Here is an 18,822-nt window from a genome sequence, read left to right as displayed (position 1 = left end):
TGCTCGCCACCGTCACCGGACGAACTGCGAGGCACGGTCAGCGAGGTCGAGCAGCGAGGCCGGCAGGACGCCGAGGGCGAGCGTGATCAGCGTGCCGACGGCGATCGAGAACGTCGTCATCGCCGAGGGCATGACGACGTCCACCTTCTCCTCCGGCGCCTCGCTGAAGAACATCAGCACGATGACGCGCGCGTAGACGAAGACCGTGATCGCGCTGCAGAGCACACCGACGACGGCGAGCACCGCACCGGTCGCGCCCGAGCCGACGGCCGCGGAGAACACCGCGAACTTCGACACGAAGCCCGACGTCAGCGGGATGCCGGCGAAGGCGAGCATGAGGAACGCGAAGGCCGAGGCCGCGACCGGGTGCTGCTTGCCCAGCCCCGCCCACTGCGACAGGTGGGTCGCCTCGGCGCCGTTCTGGCGCACGAGCGAGATGATTGCGAAGGCGGCGATGGTCGAGAAGCCGTAGGCGACCACGTAGAAGAGCACGGCGCCCACACCGGCCCGGTCGAAGGCGAGCACACCGACGAGGATGAAGCCCGCGTGCGCGATCGAGGAGTAGGCGAGCAGGCGCTTCATGTCGGTCTGCGTCACCGACAGCACCGATCCGACGATCATCGTCAGCAGCGCGACGATGACGAGGGCGTTGCTCCACTCCCACCGGGCGGAGTCGAGCCCGACGTAGGCGACGCGGAGGATCGCGCCGAAGGCGGCCGCCTTGGTGCACGCGGCCATGAAGCCGGTCACCGGCGTGGGGGCGCCCTGGTAGACGTCCGGGGTCCACGCGTGGAACGGGACGGCGCCCACCTTGAAGAGCAGGCCGACGAAGACGAGGAAGGCACCGGGCAGCAGGAGCCCGTTCATCGCCAGCGGCGCCGTGCCGATGGCTTTGGACAGGTCGCCGAAGTAGACCGACCCGGCGTAGCCGTAGAGCAGCGCGGTGCCGAAGAGGAAGAACGCGGAGCTGAAGGCACCGAGCAGGAAGTACTTCAGCGAGGCCTCCTGCGACAGCAGGCGACGGCGACGGGCGAGGCCGGTGAGGATGTAGAGCGGCAGCGAGAGCACCTCGAGCGCGACGAACATGCCGATGAGGTCGTTCGTCGTCGGGAAGAGCATCATGCCGAAGATCGCGAACACCGTCAGCGGGAAGACCTCGGACGTCAGGGCACCGGCGCGGGTGGCGGCGGTCTCGACGGGCGAGCCGGGCGTCGACGCACCGCTCGGCGTGAAGGCGTCGGGGCCGACGCCGCCGAAGCGCTCCGCCATCGTCAGCACGCCGAGGATGCCCATCAGCACGATGGCGCCCTGCAGGAAGAGGGCGGGTCCGTCGATCGCCAGCGCGAAGAGCGACCGGTTGGTGGCGCCGTCGGACAGACCCATCGTCAGCCCGAGGTTGCCGCTCGCCCAGATGATCGACACCGCCGAGGCGAGCAGACCGACGACCGCCACGGTGACCTGGATGACGTGACGGCGGGCGCGCGGGGCGAAGGCCTCGACGAGCACGCCGATGAGCGCCGTGACGAAGACGATGAGCAGCGGCATCACGGCCACGTAGTTGACCTCGGACGGCTCGAACGCCGCCGGAAGCGCCGACTGCGTCGCGAGGGCCGGCAGAACGGCGGCGGTCACTTCGAGCTCCCTTCGGCCACGGTGCCGGCCGGGTTGAGTTGCGGGTTGGACTGCTGGACGTAGGACAGCGTCTTGTCGACCGCCGGGTTGATGACGTTCAGCGCCAGGTTGGGCAGGACGCCCAGCACGACGAAGGCGGCGATGAGCGGCGCCGCGACGATCTTGTCGCGGGTCGTGAGGTCACGCACCGTCGTGCCCCCCGACGACTTCCGCCACCGGTCGTCCACCGTGACGCCCTCGGCCGCCAGCTCCTCCGGCTTGGGGCCGGTCATGACCCGCTTGTACATCAGCAGGATGTAGAGCGCCGCGAGGATGATGCCCATGGTCGCGATGACGGTGGCGACGGGTTGCGTCGAGAACGATCCGACGAGCACGAGGAACTCGGACACGAAGCTCGACAGACCCGGCAGTGCGAGGCCCGAGAGGCCGGCCACGAGGAAGATCCCCGCGAGGCCAGGCGTGACCCGCTGCCACCCGCCGTAGTCGCCGATGCGCTTGCTGTTGGTGCGGTGTCGACGCACGAGCATCGCCGCGAAGAGGAACAGCGCCGCTGTCGAGAAGCCGTGGTTGACCATGTAGAGCGTCGAGCCCGCCTGGCCGACGCCCGTGAAGGCGAAGATACCGAGCACGATGAAGCCGAAGTGGCTGATCGAGGTGTAGCTGATCAGTCGCATCATGTCGGTCTGGCCGATGGCGAGCAGCGCGCCGTAAATGACCGAGATGACGGCCAGCACGACGACGACGGGCGTCGCCCACTGGCTGGCCTCGGGGAAGAGCTGCAGGCAGAAACGGATCATGCCGAACGTGCCGACCTTGTCGAGCACGCCGACGAGCAGCGTCGCCGTGGCGGGCGTCGACTCGGTGGCGGCGTCGGGCAGCCAGGTGTGGAACGGCACCATCGGCGCCTTGACCGCAAAAGCGAGGAAGAAGCCGACGAAGAGCAGGCGCTCGGTCGTCGGGTCGATCGTCAGACCTGTCAGCCGCTCGATGAGGAAGCCGTCGGACCCGCCCGGACCCTGGAGGTAGAGCGCGATGACGGCCACGAGCATGACGAGGCCACCGGCGAGCGAGAAGAGCAGGAACTTCATCGCGGCGTACTGCCTGCGCGGACCGCCGAAGCGGCCGATCAGGAAGTAGACCGGGATGAGCATGGCCTCGAAGAAGACGTAGAAGAGGAAGACGTCGGTCGCCGCGAAGACCCCGACCATGAAGGTCTCGAGCACGAGCAGCAGCGCGAAGTAGGTCTTGACGCGCTGCGCCCCGCGGGGCTCGGCCTCCTCGGGCACGTCGCGCCAGGCCGCCAGCAGGCAGATCGGCGTCAGGACGAGCGCCATGAGGATGAGCACGAGGGCGATGCCGTCGACGCCGAGCGCATAGCTGACGCCGAACTGCGGGATCCACTCGTGCTGCTCGACGAGCTGGAACTGGGCGCTGGAGCCCCGGTCGAACTGCATCGCGGCGATGATGCCGACGACGAGCGTGACGAGCGAGAAGCCGAGCGCCATCCGCTTGGCGGTCTCGGCGCTACCGGGCACGAAGGCCACGAGCAGCGCCCCGACGAGCGGGATGAGGCCGAGGATCGTCAGCCAGGGAAGGCCGGTGGACATGGTCGTCATCAGGAGATCACCCAGAGAGCACCGAGGATGGCGACGACGCCGGCGAGCATCGTCAGGGCATAGGAGCGGGCAAAGCCGTTCTGCAGCTTGCGCAGGCGGGACGAGGCCCCGCCGACGAGGGCTGCGAGGCCGCCGGCGGCGCCGTCGACCCCCTTGCTGTCAGCGAAGACGAGCGAGCGCGTGAGGTGGATGCCGGGTCGCATGAGAAGGGCCTCGTTGACCTGGTCCTGGTAGAGGTCCTGCCGCGCGGCCTGCGTCAGCAGGTTGCCGGTGGGCGCCGTCCGGGGCACGTCGTCGCGCCAGTAGCGCAGCCAGGCCAGCGCGGCGCCACCCGCCACGAGCAGCAGGGTCACACCCATGATGACCGGCACCGGCAGGACCGGGTGCTCGTCGCCGTGGGCGCCCGTGACCGGCTCGAGCCACGAGGTGAACGCCCCGGTCGGGCCGAGCACGAGGCCGAGGAAGGCCGACCCGATGGCCAGCACGATCATCGGGACCGTCATGAGCTTGCCCGACTCGTGCGGATGCACGTCATCGGTCCAGCGCTTCTTGCCCTGGAAGGTCATGAAGAACAGGCGCGACATGTAGAAGGCGGTGATGCCCGCGCCGATCAGGGCAGCCATGCCGAAGACCCACGGGCGCCAGCCCTCACCGATGAAGGCGGCCTCGATGACCTTGTCCTTGGACCAGAAGCCCGAGAACGGCGGCACACCGAGGATCGCGAGCCAGCCGATCGCGAAGGTGGCCCAGGTGATCTTCATGGCGCCGGACAACCCGCCGAAGCGGCGCATGTCGACCTGGTCGTTCATGGCGTGCATGACCGAGCCGGCACCGAGGAACATGCCGGCCTTGAAGAAGCCGTGCATGAGCAGGTGGAAGATCGCGAAGGCGTAGCCGACGGGGCCGAGGCCCGCGGCCAGCATCATGTAGCCGATCTGGCTCATCGTCGAGGCCGCGAGGGCCTTCTTGATGTCGTCCTTGGCGCAGCCGACGATCGCTCCGTAGAGCAGCGTGATGGCACCGACGATGACGACGACGAGCTGCGCGGTCGGGGCCGCCTCGAAGATCGGCGCCGAGCGCACGACGAGGTAGACACCGGCGGTGACCATCGTCGCCGCGTGGATGAGCGCCGAGACGGGGGTCGGGCCGGCCATGGCGTCGCCGAGCCAGCTCTGCAGCGGGAACTGCGCCGACTTGCCGCAGGCGCCGAGCAGGAGCATCAGCCCGATGGCGGTCATGAAGCCCTGGTTGGCCTCGCTGCCGGCCGCTCCGAGCACCGTCTCGAAGTCGACGGCACCGAAGTGGAAGAACATGACGATGATCGCGATCGACAGACCGAAGTCACCGACGCGGTTGGCGACGAAGGCCTTGTTGGCCGCGCTCGCGTAGGCGGGGTTCCAGTTCCAGAAGCCGATGAGCAGGTAGGACGCGAGACCCACGCCCTCCCAGCCGACGTAGAGCAGCAGGTAGCTGTCGGACAGGACGAGCAGCAGCATCGCCGCGACGAAGAGGTTGAGGTAGGCGAAGAAGCGCCGCTTGTCGGGGTCGGAGTGGACGTGCCCGTCCTCGCCCTTGTGGTCCATGTAGCCGAGCGAGTAGACGTGGATCAGCGACCCGACGAAGGTGATGAGCAGCACGAAGACCATGGAGAGCTGGTCGACGAGCAGGCCCGCGCTGACCTTGAACGTCCCCGCGGCGATCCAGTCGAAGAGCGGCACGCCGACGGCGCGGTCCTCGGCGCCACGGCCGAGCATCGCGACGAAGACGAGCGCCCCGACGACGAAGGACGCCCAGGACAGCAGCGTCGCGAGCAGGGGCCCGAACTTGTCGGTGCGGCGACCGCCGAGCAGCAGCACGACGGCACCGAGCAGTGGCAGCGCCACGAGCAGCCAGGCGTATGCCGTGATGCCCGTTGCCGCGTGCGCCTCGCCTTCGTGCGTGGCGAGCCCAGCGGCATACGTGCTCAGTGAGCTCGGCGAGCTCGCGAGCGTGTGGACGAGAGTTCCCATTCTGGCCGGCGCTCCTTAAAGCTTCAACAGGTTGGCGTCGTCGACCGAGGCCGACCGTCGGGCACGGAAGATCGCCATGATGATGGCGAGGCCGACCACGACCTCGGCGGCGGCGACGACCATGACGAACAGGGCCATGACCTGCCCGTCGAGGGAGCCGTGCATCCGCGAGAACGTGACGAGGGAGAGGTTGGTCGCGTTGAGCATGAGCTCGACGCCCATGAAGACGATGATCGCGTTGCGCCTCGTCAGCACGGTGGCGGTGCCGATAGAGAAGAGGATCACCGACAGGTAGACGTAGTACATCGGGCTCACTTGGCGCCGCCTTCCTCGATCTCGCGCTCCATGTGCCGCTCGACGTCGCGCAGGCCGTCGGTGGTCGCGACCTGGTCGCGGGCGACGAGCACGCGCGAGACCGACTTGCTGCTCGGCGTGCCGTCGGGCAGCAGCGCCGGGGTGTCGACCGCGTTGTGCCGGGCGTAGACACCCGGGGCCGGGAGGCCCGCGACGTCGCGGTTGTCGCGGATGCGCTTGGCAGCCCACTCGGCCTGCGTGATGCGCGGCGTCAGCCGCTCGCGGTGGGCGAGCACCATCGCGCCGAGCGCGGCGGTGATGAGCAGGGCGGAGGTGACCTCGAAGACCCAGACGTACTGGCCGAAGATCAGCTCGGCGACGCCGGTGATGTTGCCCGGGTCGGTGTTGGTCGCGACGACCTTGTCGATGCCCGCCTGCACGGCCGTCTCGTCGACGACGGCGTCCCCGATGGTGAAGAAGAGCAGACCGCCGAGGCCGATGACGAGCAGGAAGGACGCCCAGCGCTGACCCTTGATCGTCTCGATGACCGAGTCGGAGGAGTCGACGCCGACGAGCATGAGCACGAAGAGGAAGAGCATCATCACGGCGCCGGTGTAGACGAACACCTGCACGATGCCGAGGAAGTCGGCGTTCTGCATGATGTAGAAGATGCCGAGGATGACCATGACGAGGGCCATCCCGAGCGCGGCGTGCACGGCCTTGCGCGCGAAGAGCAGCCCCATCGCGGCCATCACCGCGATCGGGGCCAGGATCCAGAAGCCGACGGCTTCAGCGCTCGAGGTCACGGGTTGGCCCCTTCCCGGGTCTGGGCAGCCGTCGGGTCGGCCGCGTGGACGAGGTCGTGCTCACCCGGCACCGCGGCGCCGGGGTTGCCCGGGCCCTCGGCATAGCCGAAGCCGTCGTCGGACGCGGCGTCGCGCGCCTCGACGTAGTGCCGCTGGTCGTCGGTGGAGGTCGTGACCTTGCCGAGGTAGTAGTCGCGCTCCTCGAGCCCGTCGGCCATCGGGAAGGGCGGCGGGAGCATGCCGCTCTGGAGCGGCGCGAGCAGCTGGTCCTTGGTGAAGATCAGCTTGCCGCGGTCGTTGTCGGCGAGCTCGTAGAAGTTGGTCATCGTCAGGGCGCGCGTCGGGCACGCCTCGATGCACAGCCCGCAGAAGATGCACCGCAGGTAGTTGATCTGGTAGACGCGGCCGTAGCGCTCACCGGGGCTGAACCGGCCGGCACCTCCCGGGGTGTCGTCGTTGTCGGCGCCCTCGACGAGGATCGCGTCGGCCGGGCAGGCCCACGCGCAGAGCTCGCAGCCGACGCACTTCTCGAGGCCGTCGGGGTGACGGTTGAGCTGGTGGCGGCCGTGGAAGCGCGGCGCCGTCGGACGCGGCTTCTCGGGGTACTCCTCGGTCGCGACCTTGCGGAACATCGTCGAGAAGGACACCCCGAAGCCGGCGACCGGGGCGAAGAGGTCGGAGAAGAATCCCCCGCCGCGGTCGTCCTCGCCGGGACGGCCGCCGGACGTGCTGCTGGTGGACTCAGCCATGGGTCTCCTCCTTGACAGTGGTCGAGCCGCCGCCGCTGCTGCTCGAGGCGGTCGACAGGACCGCCTCTGCGGCGATGCGGCGACCGGGCTCGGCGAGGCGCTGCCCGGGCAGCGGCGGCACCGGGTAGCCGTCCTCGAACGGGTCGATCTCCTCGGGCGGGGCCTCGTCCTCGGCAGCGGCGCGCTGGGCGCGCCGGTCGTCCCAGATCCAGGCGGCGGCGAGGGCGATGACGGCCACGATGCTGACGATGACGACGGTCGCCACCGAGAGCTCGCGACCGGCGATGGTCAGCTTGCTGTCACCGAGGAACCCGAGCTGGGCGCCGCGGATGAAGGCGACGGCCACGACCCAGGCGAGGGTGATCGGGATGAGGAACTTCCAGCCGAAGCGCATGAACTGGTCGTAGCGCACACGCGGCAGCGAGCCACGCAGCCAGACGAAGAGGAACATGAACATCCAGAGCTTGATGGTGAACCACAGCAGGCCCCACCAGCCCTGGTTGAACATCCCGTCGTTGATCGACGCGATGAAGGGCGGTGCCTGCCAGCCACCGAGGAAGAGGGTGGTCGCGAGGGCCGAGACGGTGAACATGTTGACGTACTCACCGAGGAAGAACATCGCGAAGCGCATCGAGGAGTACTCGGTGTGGAAGCCACCGGTCAGCTCGCCCTCGCCCTCGGCGAGGTCGAAGGGCAGACGGTTGGTCTCACCGACCATCGTGATCACGTAGACGACGAAGCTGAAGAACGCGGGGAGGATGTACCACAGAGAGCTCTGAGCCGAGACGATCGCCGACGTCGACATCGACCCGCTGTAGAGGAAGATCGCGACGAGCGACAGGCCCATGGCGATCTCGTAGGAGATGACCTGGGCGGTCGAGCGCAGGCCACCGAGCAACGGGTAGGTCGAGCCGGAGCTCCACCCGGCGAGGATGATGCCGTAGACACCGACCGACGCGACCGCGAGCACGAGCAGCACGGCGACCGGCACGTCGGTGATCTGCAGCGGCGTCTGGTGCCCAAACATCCACACGGTGCCGCCGAGCGGGATGATCGCGAAGGCGACGAAGGCCATCGTCGCGGTGATCATCGGCGCGAGGGTGTAGATCACCTTCTCGGCGTTGGCCGGGGTGATGTCCTCCTTGAGCATCGCCTTCATGCCGTCGGCGAGCGTCTGCAGCAGGCCGAAGGGGCCGTTGCGGTTGGGGCCGGGACGCTGCTGCATGCGGCCGATGACGCGCCGCTCGAACCAGATGACGAGCAGCGTCGAGAGCAGCAGGTAGACGAAGACGCCGACGGCCTTGACGAGGGCGAGCCACAGCGGGGTGTCGCTGAAGTCGGCCGTGGGGTTCTCGGCCGGCGCCAGCGCCGGCAGCGCGCCGACCATGCCGTATGCCGTGAGGCTGAGGCTCATGCGGCACCACCCTTCGTGACGGCGACGCGTCCACCGGCATCGGTGCCGAGGTCCGTGCGCACGGAACAGTCCTTGGAGTTGGTGGGCAGCCAGACGACACCGTCGAGCATGCCGCCGGTGACGAGGGCAGGCACCGTGATCGAGCCCAACGGTCCGGCGACGAGCACGTCGTCACCGTCCTCGACGCCGAGTGCCGCGGCCGAGGTGGCCGACAGGCGCGCGACGGCGCGGGGCGCGGTGCCGGCGAGGAACGGCTCACCGTCCTGCATGCGGCCGGCGTCGAGCAGCGTGGCCCACGTCGCGAGGGTGAACGCACCGCTGCCGGAGGGGACCGCGGCGGCACGGTGGCCGTCGGGAGCGCTCGTCGCGCGGGCCCCACCCCAGGGCCCGAGGGCCTCGAACTGGTCGTGGATCTCGCGCTGCGTGCGGGTCTCGAGGAAGTGGCCCATCTCGCTCGCGAGCATGTCGAGGGCACGGTGGTCGCTGACGGAGTTGCTCGACAGGGCCTCCTCGAAGGGACGCAGGCGCCCCTCCCAGTTGACGTAGGTGCCGGACTTCTCGGACTGTGGCGCGACCGGCAGCACGACGTCGGCGACCGCGGTCACCGCGGACTCGCGCAGCTCGAGCGACACGACGAAGGAGCGGTCGAGGGCCGCCACCGCGTCGGCGACGAGCTCTGCGGGCAGGTCGGTGGGGTCGACTCCGCCGACGACGAGGGCGTCGATGTCGCCGGTGGCCGCCGCGGAGATGATGCCGGCCGTGTCACGAGGAGCCGCGTCGGGCAGCCCGACGACCTCCCAGACCGCGGCGACCTCACCACGGGCCGCGGCGTCGCCCACGGGACGTCCGCCGGGCAGCAGCGCGCCGAGGGCGCCGGACTCGAGAGCACCGCGCTCCCCCGCACGCCGGGGCACCCACGCGAGGCGGGCGCCGTGCTCGGCGGCGAGGCCGGCGGCGGCGGCGAGCGCACCCGGCGAAGCCGCCAGGCGCTCTCCGACGAGGACGATGCCGCCCTGCGCCAACCCTGCGAGCAGGGCCTTGCCGGTGTCGGTCGAGCCGAGGTCACCGAGCGCGGCGGCCTCCTGGCCCGGGGCGGCCGGCACGAGGGTGCCACCCACCTTGGTGAGGCCGCGCGTGGGATGGGACCCGACGGCATACACGGCCGTCTTGTTGCGGCGGAACGCCTTGCGCAGGCGCAGGAAGACGATGGGGCTCTCGTCCTCGGGCTCGAAGCCGACGAGCAGGACCGTCTTGGCGGCCTCGAGGTCGGCGTAGGAGACCGCGGAGCCGGCGACGTCGTCGTCGGAGACACCCGTCGCGACGACGTGCTCACCGAGGAAGGCGACCTCCTCGCCCGAATGCGGGCGCGTGCGGAAGTCGATGTCGTTGGTGCCGAGCACGACGCGCGCGAACTTGCCGTAGGCGTAGGCGTCCTCGGCCGACACGCGACCACCGACGAGCACGCCGGCGGCCTTGGCGCGGCCCAGCCCGGCGGCTGCGGCGGCGAGGGCCTCGGGCCAGCCGACGACCTTGAGCTCACCGCTCTCGTCGCGGACCATCGGCAGCTCGATGCGGTCGGGAAGCGTCGCGTAGGTGAAGGCCCAGCGACCCTTGTCGCAGTTCCACTCCTCGTTGACGGCGTGGTCCTCGAGGGCCATCCGACGCAGCACGACCCCACGGCGGTGGTCGGTGCGGATCGCGCAGCCGCTCGCGCAGTGCTCGCAGACCGACGGCGTCGACACGAGGTCGAAGGGCCGGCTGCGGAAGCGGTAGGCCGCCCCGGTGAGCGCACCCACGGGGCAGATCTGCACGGTGTTGCCCGAGAAGTAGCTCTCGAACGGCTGGTCCTCGTAGATGCCGACCTGCTGGAGGGCGCCCCGCTCGACGAGCGCGATGAACGGGTCGCCGGCGACCTGGTCGGAGAAGCGGGTGCAGCGCGCGCACAGCACGCAGCGCTCGCGGTCGAGCAGCACCTGCGAGCTGATGTTGACCGGCTTGGGGTAGGTGCGCTTGACGTCCTCGAAGCGCGACACCGAGCGGCCGCTGCTCATCGCCTGGTTCTGCAGGGGGCACTCGCCGCCCTTGTCGCAGACCGGGCAGTCGAGCGGGTGGTTGATGAGGAGCAGCTCCATCACGCCCTGCTGCGCCTTGTCGGCGACCTTGGACGTGTGCTGCGTGTTGACGACCATGCCCTCGGACACGGTCATCGTGCACGACGCCTGCGGCTTGGGCATCGGGCGCACGTTGCCCTCGCGGTCGGGCATCGCGACGTCGACGAGGCACTGGCGGCACGCGCCCACCGGGTCGAGCAGCGGGTGGTCGCAGAAGCGGGGGATCTCGATGCCGACGGTCTCGGCGGCCCGGATGACGAGGGTGCCCTTGGGCACGCTCACCGGGAGTCCGTCGATCGTCAGGCCGACGTGGTCCGGGTTGGCCGGCGCCTGGGCGTTGCCGCCCTTGTCGACGGCGTTGCCACCGGACGTCGGGGAGGTCGTGACGGTCATGCTGACACCATCCCGCTGGACTCCTTCGTCGTCGTGGGCGCCGGGAGGTCGAAGAGGACCGACTTCTCCGGAGGGAAGAGCTCGTGGGCCGGCGTCGTCATGCCGGCCTCGAACTCCGAGCGGAAGTACTGCACGGCCGACGTGATCGGGCTCGTCGCGGCGTCACCGAGGGCGCAGAAGCTGCGGCCGAGGATGTTGTCGCAGATGTCGACGAGCTTGTCGATGTCGTCCTGCGTGCCCTCACCGGCCTCGATGCGGTTCATGATCTGGCGCAGCCACCACGTGCCCTCGCGGCACGGGGTGCACTTGCCGCACGACTCGTGGGCATAGAAGTCGGTCCATCGTGCGACGGCGCGCACGACCGACACCGTCTCGTCGAAGACCTGCAGGGCCCGGGTGCCGAGCATCGAGCCCGCGGCAGCGACCGAGTCGAAGTCGAGCGGCACGTCGAGGTGCTCGTCGGTGAAGATCGGCGTCGAGGAGCCACCCGGCGTCCAGAACTTCAGCTTCCGGCCCCCGCGCATGCCACCGGCGAGCTCGATGAGCTCGCGCATCGTGATGCCGAGCGGAGCCTCGAACTGGCCGGGGTTGGCGACGTGGCCCGAGAGGCTGAAGATGCCGAAGCCGGTGGACTTCTCGGTGCCCATGCCCTTGAACCAGTCGGAGCCCTCGAGGATGATCCCGGGGACCGAGGCGATCGACTCGACGTTGTTGACCGAGGTCGGGCGGGCGTAGAGGCCGGCGGCGCCGGGGAACGGCGGCTTGAGCCGCGGCTGACCGCGGCGACCCTCGAGCGAGTCGAGCAACGCGGTCTCCTCGCCACAGATGTAGGCGCCGGCGCCCGCGTGCACGGTGATCTCGACCTTGACGCCCTTGCCGCCCACGTTGTCACCGAGGTGACCCGCGGCGCGGGCCTCCTCGACGGCGCGGAGCAGCCGGCGGTAGACGTGGACGACCTCGCCGCGCAGGTAGATGAAGGCGTGCTCGCACCCGATCGCGTACGAGGCGATGGCCACCCCCTCGATGAGCGAGTGCGGGTTGGCCATCATGAGCGGGATGTCCTTGCAGGTGCCCGGCTCGGACTCGTCGGCGTTGACCACGAGGTAGCGGGGTCCGCCGTCGGGCGGGCTCATGAACGACCACTTCATGCCGGTCGGGAAGCCGGCGCCGCCGCGGCCGCGGATGCTCGAGTCCTTGACGGCGTCGATGATCGCCTGGGGCTCCATCGTCAGCGCCTTGGCGAGGGCCTTGTAGCCGTCGTGGCGCTCGTAGGTGGCGAGGGTCCAGGACTGTGGGTCGTCCCAGAACTTCGTGAGGATCGGGGTCAGCGTGTCGGTCACTTGGAGCCGTCCTTCGCATCGCTCGTGCTCGTGGTCGTGCTCGTGGATGCCGCCGAGGCGGAGGCGCTGCCGGGGGCGACCCAGCCGTTGTCCCTGGCGATGCGCAGGCCGAGCAGCGAGGCCGGGCCGGCGCCGACGCCCTCGTCGGCGCGTCCGTCGGGGAAGCCCGCCAACACGCGCGAGACCTCCTTGAAAGTGCACACCTTGTCGGCCCCGCGGGTCGGGCGCACGTCGGCGCCTGCCCGCAGCTCGTCGACGAGGCCGATGGTGCTCTCGGGCGTCTGGTTGTCGAAGAACTCCCAGTTGGCCATGACGACCGGGGCGTAGTCGCAGGCGGCGTTGCACTCGACGCGCTCGAGGGTGATCCTGCCGTCCTCGGTCGTCTCGTCGTGACCGATGCCGAGGTGCTCGGAGACGCGGTCGAAGATGAGGTCGCCACCCATGATCGCGCAGAGCGTGTTGGTGCAGACGCCGACGGTGTAGTCACCGTTGGGGTGGCGCTTGTACTGGGTGTAGAAGGTCGCGACCCCGCTGACCTCGGCCTCGGTGAGGTCGAGCACCTCGGCGCAGAAGCTCACCCCGCGTCCGGCGACGTAGCCGTCGACGGACTGCACGAGGTGCAGCAACGGCAGCAGCGCCGACCGCTTCTGCGGGTAGCGGGCGATGACCTCGGCCGCATCGGCGTGCAGGCGCTCGAGGACGTCGGCGGCATACGGCGCCTTGGACTCGGGGCTGACGTGCAGGTGCCCCGAAGCGTCATGTCCACTCATGAGTGCTTGTCCTTTCGCGCCACGACGAGCGCTCCGGTCCTCGCTCGCTGGCGCTCGCTGCGATCCTCACGCACTGTCGCGCTCATCGATCCACGCCTCCCATGACCGGGTCGATCGAGGCCACCGCGACGATGACGTCGGCGATCTGGCCGCCCTCGCACATCGCGGCCACGGCCTGCAGGTTGTTGAAGCTCGGGTCGCGGAAGTGCGCCCGGTAGGGACGGGTGCCGCCGTCGGAGACGACGTGGCAGCCCAGCTCGCCCTTCGGCGACTCGACGGCCTGGTAGGCCTGGCCGGCCGGCACCCGGAAGCCCTCGGTGACGAGCTTGAAGTGGTGGATGAGCGACTCCATCGAGGTGCCCATGATCTCGCGGATGTGGTCGAGGCTGTTGCCCAGGCCGTCGCCGCCGAGGGCCAGCTGCGCCGGCCACGCGATCTTCTTGTCCTCGACCATGACCGGGCCCTCGTTGTCCTGGAGGCGGTCGGTGCACTGCTCGATGATCTTCAGCGACTCGTACATCTCGTCGATACGGATGCGCAGACGGCCGTAGGCGTCCATGCTCGTGCGGGTCTTGACCTCGAAGTCGTAGGTCTCGTAGCCGCAGTAGGGGTCGAGCTTGCGCAGGTCGTGCGGCAGGCCGGTCGAGCGCAGCACCGGTCCGGTGATGCCGAGGGCCATGCAGCCGGCGAGGTTGAGCACCCCGACATTGACCGTGCGGCCCTTGAGGATGGGGTTCTCGTTGAGCAGGGCCTCGAGCTCGCCGAGACCACGGCGCAGCTCGGGCACCATCTCGCGCAGGGCGTCGATCGAGCCCGGGGGGAGGTCCTGCGCCACGCCGCCGGGGCGGATGTAGGCGTTGTTCATGCGCAGGCCGGTGATCATCTCGATGACGCGCAGCAGGCGCTCACGCTCGCGGAAGCCGACCGTCATGACGGTCGTCGCACCCATCTCCATGCCGCCGGTGCCGAGGCAGATGAGGTGGCTGCTGACGCGGGTCATCTCCATCATCAGCACCCGGATGACGTTCGCCCGCTCAGGGATCTGGTCGGTGATGCCGAGCAGCTTCTCGATGCCGAGGCAGTAGGCCGTCTCCTGGAACATCGGCGTGAGGTAGTCCATGCGCGTGCAGAACGTCACGCCCTGCACCCACGTGCGGTACTCCATGTTCTTCTCGATGCCGGTGTGCAGGTAGCCGATGCCGGCGCGGGCCTCGGTCACCGTCTCGCCGTCGATCTCGAGGATGAGGCGGAGCACGCCGTGCGTCGACGGGTGCTGCGGCCCCATGTTGACGACGATGCGCTCCTCGTTGAGGGAGGTCGCCTCGTCGACGAGGTCGTTCCAGTCGCCGCCGGCGGCGTTGAAGACGTGCGCGCCCTGGCTCGCCTCCTCGTCGGCGACGGACGTCGCGAAGACGTCGTTGTCGCCCGCGTCGGGGATCTCGGTCTGCGTGAACTCGGTGTGGGTGCTCATCAGTTGTACGACCTCCGCTGGTCCGGCGGTGGGATGGTGGCGCCCTTGTACTCCACCGGGATCCCGCCGAGGGGGTAGTCCTTGCGCTGCGGGTGGCCCGGCCAGTCGTCGGGCATGAGGATGCGGGTCAGGGCCGGGTGTCCGTCGAACTCGATGCCGAACATGTCCCACGTCTCGCGCTCGTGCCAGTCGTTGGCCGGGTAGACCGCGACGATCGAGGGGATGTGGCGGTCGTCGTCGGGGCAGGAGACCTCGAGCCGCACGCGTCGGCCGCCGTGGGTGACCGACAAGAAGTGGTAGACGGCGTGCAGCTGCTGGCCGGCGCGGTCGGGGTAGTGCACGCCCGACACGCCGGTGCAGATCTCGAAGCGGAGCGACGGATCGTCGCGCAGCACCCGGGCGACCGCGACGAGGTGCTCGCGGCGCACGTGGACCGTCATCTCACCGCGGTCGACGACGACCCGGTCGATGGCCTCGGCGAAGGAGGCGGTGCCGCCGACGAGGCCGCGCTCGAGGTTGTCGGCGATCTCGTCGAAGTAGCTGCCGTAGGGGCGCTCGGCGGCGCCCGCGATGACGACCTCGCGGCGCAGGCCGGAGTAGCCGCTCGTGTCGTTGCCCTGGGTGGCGCCGAACATGCCGTGCCGCACGCCGATGACCTCAGGCTCGGACGCGCCGGGCCGGCTCACCTCGAGCTCGTGGGACGACAGGCCGGAGTCCTGGTCGTGCGTGGTGTCCGCATCGCTCATGCGAGCAGCCCCTTCATCTGGTGCGTGGGCGTCGCCGACAGCGCCGCCGCCTCGGCCGCGCGGGCGGCCTTCTCGCGGTTGACGCCCAGCGGCGTCGACTCGATCTGGTGGTGCAGCTCGATGATCGCGTTGAGCAGCATCTGCGGGCGCGGCGGGCAGCCCGGGAGGTAGATGTCGACGGGGATGATGTGGTCGACGCCCTGCACGATGGCGTAGTTGTTGAACATGCCGCCCGAGCTCGCGCAGACGCCCATCGAGATGACCCACTTGGGGTTGGGCATCTGGTCGTAGACCTGGCGCACGACCGGAGCCATCTTCTGGCTGACGCGGCCGGCGACGATCATGAGGTCGGCCTGGCGCGGGGTCGCCGAGAAGCGCTCCATGCCGAAGCGGGCGATGTCGTAGTCGGGCGTGCCGACGGCCATCATCTCGATGGCGCAGCAGGCCAGGCCGAACGTGGCCGGCCAGATCGAGGCCTTGCGCATGTAGCCCGCGAGGTTCTCCACCGTCGAGAGCAGGAACCCTGACGGGAGCTTCTCTTCCAGACCCATTGCCAACTCCTCACTAGTTTTTCGCCGCTGGACCCGTGCTGTGCACGAGGGTCGTGATCAGTCCCACTCGAGCCCGCCGCGTCGCCACACGTAGGCGTAGGCGATGAAGACGGTCACGATGAACAGCACCATCTCGACGAGGGCGAAGAGGCCGAGCTTGTTGAACGCCACCGCGAAGGGATAGAGGAACACCGACTCGATGTCGAAGATGATGAAGAGCATCGCCGTCAGGTAGTACTTGATCGGCACGCGACCGCCGCCCGCCGCCTGGGGCGTCGGCTGGATGCCGCACTCGTACGCCTCGAGCTTGGCCCGGTTGTAGCGCTTCGGGCCGACCACGAGCGAGGTGAACACGGACAACGCGGCGAACGCGAAGCCGAGGCCCAGCATGAAGAGGATCGGGACGTACGAGTTCATCCTCGGTCACGTGCCTTTCGGTCGTGCGTGTCGTGCGTGTCATCGCTGCAGGTGCGCGGCAGGCCCATCCTAGGGGCGTCGCTGCCGATTGTGCTCGGCGTCACAAGGAGGCCGGACGAGGTGTCTCTCATGCGTCCGGCGCCAGCCGTGAGAGGCCGTTGATGATGCGGTCGCTCGCACCCTTGCCACCGGGCTCGGGCAGGTTGGCCATCACCTTGAGCAGGAAGCGCATGAGCGTCGTGCGGGGCAGTCCGTACTTGGTCGCGAGGCGCATCACCTCGGGGTTGCCGATCGCGTGGGCGAACCAGCGCCCGAGCGTGAAGTAGCCGCCGAGCTCGTCCTTCATCACCTTGGGGTATGCCGCGAGCACCCTCTCGCGCTCGGCGTCCGTCGGGCGCGCCATCGCCTGGGCGATGAGCTCGGCGCCGACCCGGGCGGCCTCGAGGGCGTAGTCGATGCCCTCGCCGTTGAAGGGGTTGACCATGCCACCGGAGTCGCCCACGAGGAGCAGTCCGTCGGCGTAGAGCGGGGTGCGGTTGAAGCCCATCGGCAGGGCGGCGCCGCGGATCGGCCCGGTCGACTCGTCGTGCTCGAGCTGCCACTCCGGGTTGATGTCCTCGACCCACCGACGCATGACGTCCTTGTAGTCGGTCTTCTGGAAGGCCGAGGTCGTGTCGAGCGTGCCGAGGCCGACGTTGGTCCGGCCGTCCTCGAGCGGGAAGAGCCAGCCGTAGCCGGGCATGAGGATGCGGTTGCCGCTGTCGTCGCGGGTCCACAGCTCGAGGTGGCTCTCGAGGTAGTCGTCGCGGCGAGGCGTCGTGTAGTAGGCGCGCACAGCCACCCCCATGACGCGGTCCTCGCGCTTGGGGCGGCCGACCGCGGTCGCGAGGCGGGAGGAGACACCGTCGCTCGCGACGACGACGGGGGCGCGGTAGGTCACGGTCTCGCCCGTGGCGCGGCCGGCCTCGTCGAGGCGCTTCGCCGTCACGCCGGTGACGCGGCCCGAGGAGTCGTGGACCGGCGCGGTGACGCTCGTGCGCTCGTGCAGGACGGCGCCCTTGCGCTCCGCGTGGCGGGCCAGGGTCTCGTCGAGCTGGGCCCGGGTGCGCACGAGTCCGTAGGACGGGAAGTGCTCGCCGGACGGCCAGTCGAGCTGCAGCGTGTGGCCGCCGCCCTTGATGCGCAGGCCCTGGGTGCGCTGCCAGCCGGCCGTGTCGACGCCGAGGGAGATGAGTTCCTTGGTGGCCCGGGGGGTCAGCCCGTCGCCGCAGATCTTGTCGCGCGGGAAGGCCGACTTCTCGAGGAGCACCACGTCGAGTCCGTGGTCGGCGAGGTAGGCCGCCGTGGCGCTGCCACCCGGACCCGCGCCGACGACGATGACGTCGGCCCGCAGGTCGGAGGCACCGCCACCCCCCACGGGGCTGGGCGCGACGCTCGAACTGGTCATGGCTCCCTGCACACTTCCGAACTGCTTGTGAAGATCTTCACGAACTCTCCGGGGAGTCTATTCCGGAGGTTTCGGCCTTGTCAGATAAGGCAGCCCTAACTCTCGACAAGCTCCCCCTCGAGTGGCCACTTCTTGCCGCCTCCCCACCGTCGAGTGGCCACCCGTGGTCGCCTCCCCCCGTCGAAAGGCCACGTGTGGTCGGTCGTCGGCCAAGCGGCATACGCCAGGGGTGTGTCGCGTCAGCGCTTGGTGGCGTGGTGCAGCGCGACGACGCCACCCGTGAGGTTGGTCCAGCCGACCTGGGTCCAGCCCGCCTGCTCGATGGTGCGCGCGAGCTCGCCCTGCGGGGGCCACTCGCGGATCGACTCGGCGAGGTAGACGTAGGAGTCGGGGTTGCTCGACGTTCGCCGCGCGACCGACGGCAGGGCCCGCATGAGGTAGTTGGAGTAGACGGTGCGGAAGGCCTTGTTGACCGGCTGGCTGAACTCGCACACGAGCAGCCGACCGCCCGGCTTGGTGACCCTGAGGAACTCGCGCAGCGCCGTGCCGGCGTCGGCGACGTTGCGCAGCCCGAAGCTCATCGTCACGACGTCGAAGCTGGCGTCGGCGAAGGGCAGGCTCATCGCGTCGGCGGCCGTGAAGGCCATGTCGGGGCGCCGGCGGTTGCCGACACGGAGCATCCCGAGGGAGAAGTCCGCCGGCACGACCTGGATCTCGCGGTCGGCCCACGGCTCGCTCGAGGTGCCGGTGCCGGCGGCGATGTCGAGGATGCGCTCCCCCGGCTTGGCGTCGACGGCCTTGACGACGGCCCGGCGCCACAGCCGGTCCTGGCCGAGCGAGAGCACGTCGTTGGTCACGTCGTACTTCTCGGCGACGGTGTCGAACATCGACGCGACGTCGACGGGCTTCTTGTCGAGCTGGGCGCGGGTCATGGGCCCATCCTCGCACCCGAGGTGGTGGCGTCGAGCCCGGCGGTATGCCGTGTGGCGCAGCCCCGTCGCGGGGTCGCGGGGCGCTGGCGCGGGGTGGTGCTGCGGCAGCCGTAGCATTGCTGCC

Annotated in this window: 16 protein-coding genes; all 16 read right to left on the bottom strand. The window is 69.6% G+C overall.

Translation table 11 applies throughout. The features are described from left to right. Positions 1-12: 12 nt before the first annotated feature. On the bottom strand, positions 13-1,545 hold the full coding sequence (nuoN, locus tag LG278_RS05335) for an NADH-quinone oxidoreductase subunit NuoN (protein ID WP_404393538.1): 1,533 nt from the start codon (positions 1,543-1,545) through the stop codon (positions 13-15). An 83-nt stretch (positions 1,546-1,628) separates the two neighbouring features. After that, entirely contained in the window at positions 1,629-3,239 is a 1,611-nt protein-coding gene (locus LG278_RS05330) for an NADH-quinone oxidoreductase subunit M (RefSeq protein ID WP_404393536.1), read from the bottom strand. 8 nt (positions 3,240-3,247) lie between these two features. Beyond that, complete coding sequence (nuoL, locus tag LG278_RS05325) at positions 3,248-5,257, bottom strand: NADH-quinone oxidoreductase subunit L (protein ID WP_404391671.1); 2,010 nt, start codon at positions 5,255-5,257, stop codon at positions 3,248-3,250. Between the two features lie 15 nt (positions 5,258-5,272). Further along, positions 5,273-5,572, bottom strand: a complete 300-nt coding sequence (gene nuoK / locus LG278_RS05320) for an NADH-quinone oxidoreductase subunit NuoK (RefSeq protein WP_404391669.1) — start codon at positions 5,570-5,572, stop codon at positions 5,273-5,275. Continuing rightward, a complete protein-coding gene (locus LG278_RS05315; RefSeq protein WP_404391667.1) occupies positions 5,569-6,357 on the bottom strand; it encodes an NADH-quinone oxidoreductase subunit J in 789 nt (262 codons plus the stop codon). The genes nuoK and LG278_RS05315 overlap by 4 nt, the downstream gene beginning before the upstream one ends. Further along, positions 6,354-7,106 carry an NADH-quinone oxidoreductase subunit NuoI gene (gene nuoI, locus LG278_RS05310; RefSeq protein ID WP_404391665.1) on the bottom strand — a complete coding sequence of 251 codons (753 nt, stop codon included), beginning with the start codon at positions 7,104-7,106 and terminating at the stop codon, positions 6,354-6,356. Before nuoI ends, LG278_RS05315 begins: the two co-directional genes overlap by 4 nt. Continuing rightward, entirely contained in the window at positions 7,099-8,520 is a 1,422-nt protein-coding gene (gene nuoH / locus LG278_RS05305) for an NADH-quinone oxidoreductase subunit NuoH (RefSeq protein WP_404391663.1), read from the bottom strand. Before nuoH ends, nuoI begins: the two co-directional genes overlap by 8 nt. Next, positions 8,517-11,024 carry an NADH-quinone oxidoreductase subunit G gene (locus LG278_RS05300; protein WP_404391661.1) on the bottom strand — a complete coding sequence of 836 codons (2,508 nt, stop codon included), beginning with the start codon at positions 11,022-11,024 and terminating at the stop codon, positions 8,517-8,519. The genes nuoH and LG278_RS05300 overlap by 4 nt, the downstream gene beginning before the upstream one ends. Beyond that, positions 11,021-12,364: an NADH-quinone oxidoreductase subunit NuoF gene (gene nuoF, locus LG278_RS05295; RefSeq protein WP_404391659.1), complete on the bottom strand. Its 1,344-nt coding sequence runs from the start codon at positions 12,362-12,364 to the stop codon at positions 11,021-11,023. The genes LG278_RS05300 and nuoF overlap by 4 nt, the downstream gene beginning before the upstream one ends. Next, entirely contained in the window at positions 12,361-13,134 is a 774-nt protein-coding gene (nuoE, locus tag LG278_RS05290; RefSeq protein ID WP_404391657.1) for an NADH-quinone oxidoreductase subunit NuoE, read from the bottom strand. Before nuoE ends, nuoF begins: the two co-directional genes overlap by 4 nt. An 82-nt stretch (positions 13,135-13,216) precedes the next feature. Further along, complete coding sequence (locus LG278_RS05285; protein ID WP_404391655.1) at positions 13,217-14,605, bottom strand: NADH-quinone oxidoreductase subunit D; 1,389 nt, start codon at positions 14,603-14,605, stop codon at positions 13,217-13,219. Further along, positions 14,605-15,351, bottom strand: a complete 747-nt coding sequence (locus LG278_RS05280) for an NADH-quinone oxidoreductase subunit C (RefSeq protein WP_404391653.1) — start codon at positions 15,349-15,351, stop codon at positions 14,605-14,607. Before LG278_RS05280 ends, LG278_RS05285 begins: the two co-directional genes overlap by 1 nt. Next, positions 15,348-15,902 carry a NuoB/complex I 20 kDa subunit family protein gene (locus tag LG278_RS05275; RefSeq protein ID WP_404391651.1) on the bottom strand — a complete coding sequence of 185 codons (555 nt, stop codon included), beginning with the start codon at positions 15,900-15,902 and terminating at the stop codon, positions 15,348-15,350. Before LG278_RS05275 ends, LG278_RS05280 begins: the two co-directional genes overlap by 4 nt. 57 nt (positions 15,903-15,959) lie before the next feature. Further along, positions 15,960-16,319 carry an NADH-quinone oxidoreductase subunit A gene (locus LG278_RS05270; protein WP_404391649.1) on the bottom strand — a complete coding sequence of 120 codons (360 nt, stop codon included), beginning with the start codon at positions 16,317-16,319 and terminating at the stop codon, positions 15,960-15,962. Between the two features lie 127 nt (positions 16,320-16,446). Further along, complete coding sequence (locus LG278_RS05265) at positions 16,447-17,766, bottom strand: geranylgeranyl reductase family protein (protein WP_404391647.1); 1,320 nt, start codon at positions 17,764-17,766, stop codon at positions 16,447-16,449. Between the two features lie 239 nt (positions 17,767-18,005). After that, positions 18,006-18,698 carry a demethylmenaquinone methyltransferase gene (locus LG278_RS05260; RefSeq protein WP_404391645.1) on the bottom strand — a complete coding sequence of 231 codons (693 nt, stop codon included), beginning with the start codon at positions 18,696-18,698 and terminating at the stop codon, positions 18,006-18,008. Between the last annotated feature and the right edge of the window lie 124 nt (positions 18,699-18,822).

It is taken from the genome of Humibacillus xanthopallidus (genome assembly GCF_044793955.1).
Taxonomy (GTDB): domain Bacteria; phylum Actinomycetota; class Actinomycetes; order Actinomycetales; family Dermatophilaceae; genus Humibacillus; species Humibacillus xanthopallidus_C.
This window is presented reverse-complemented; position numbering and strand designations above follow the sequence as displayed.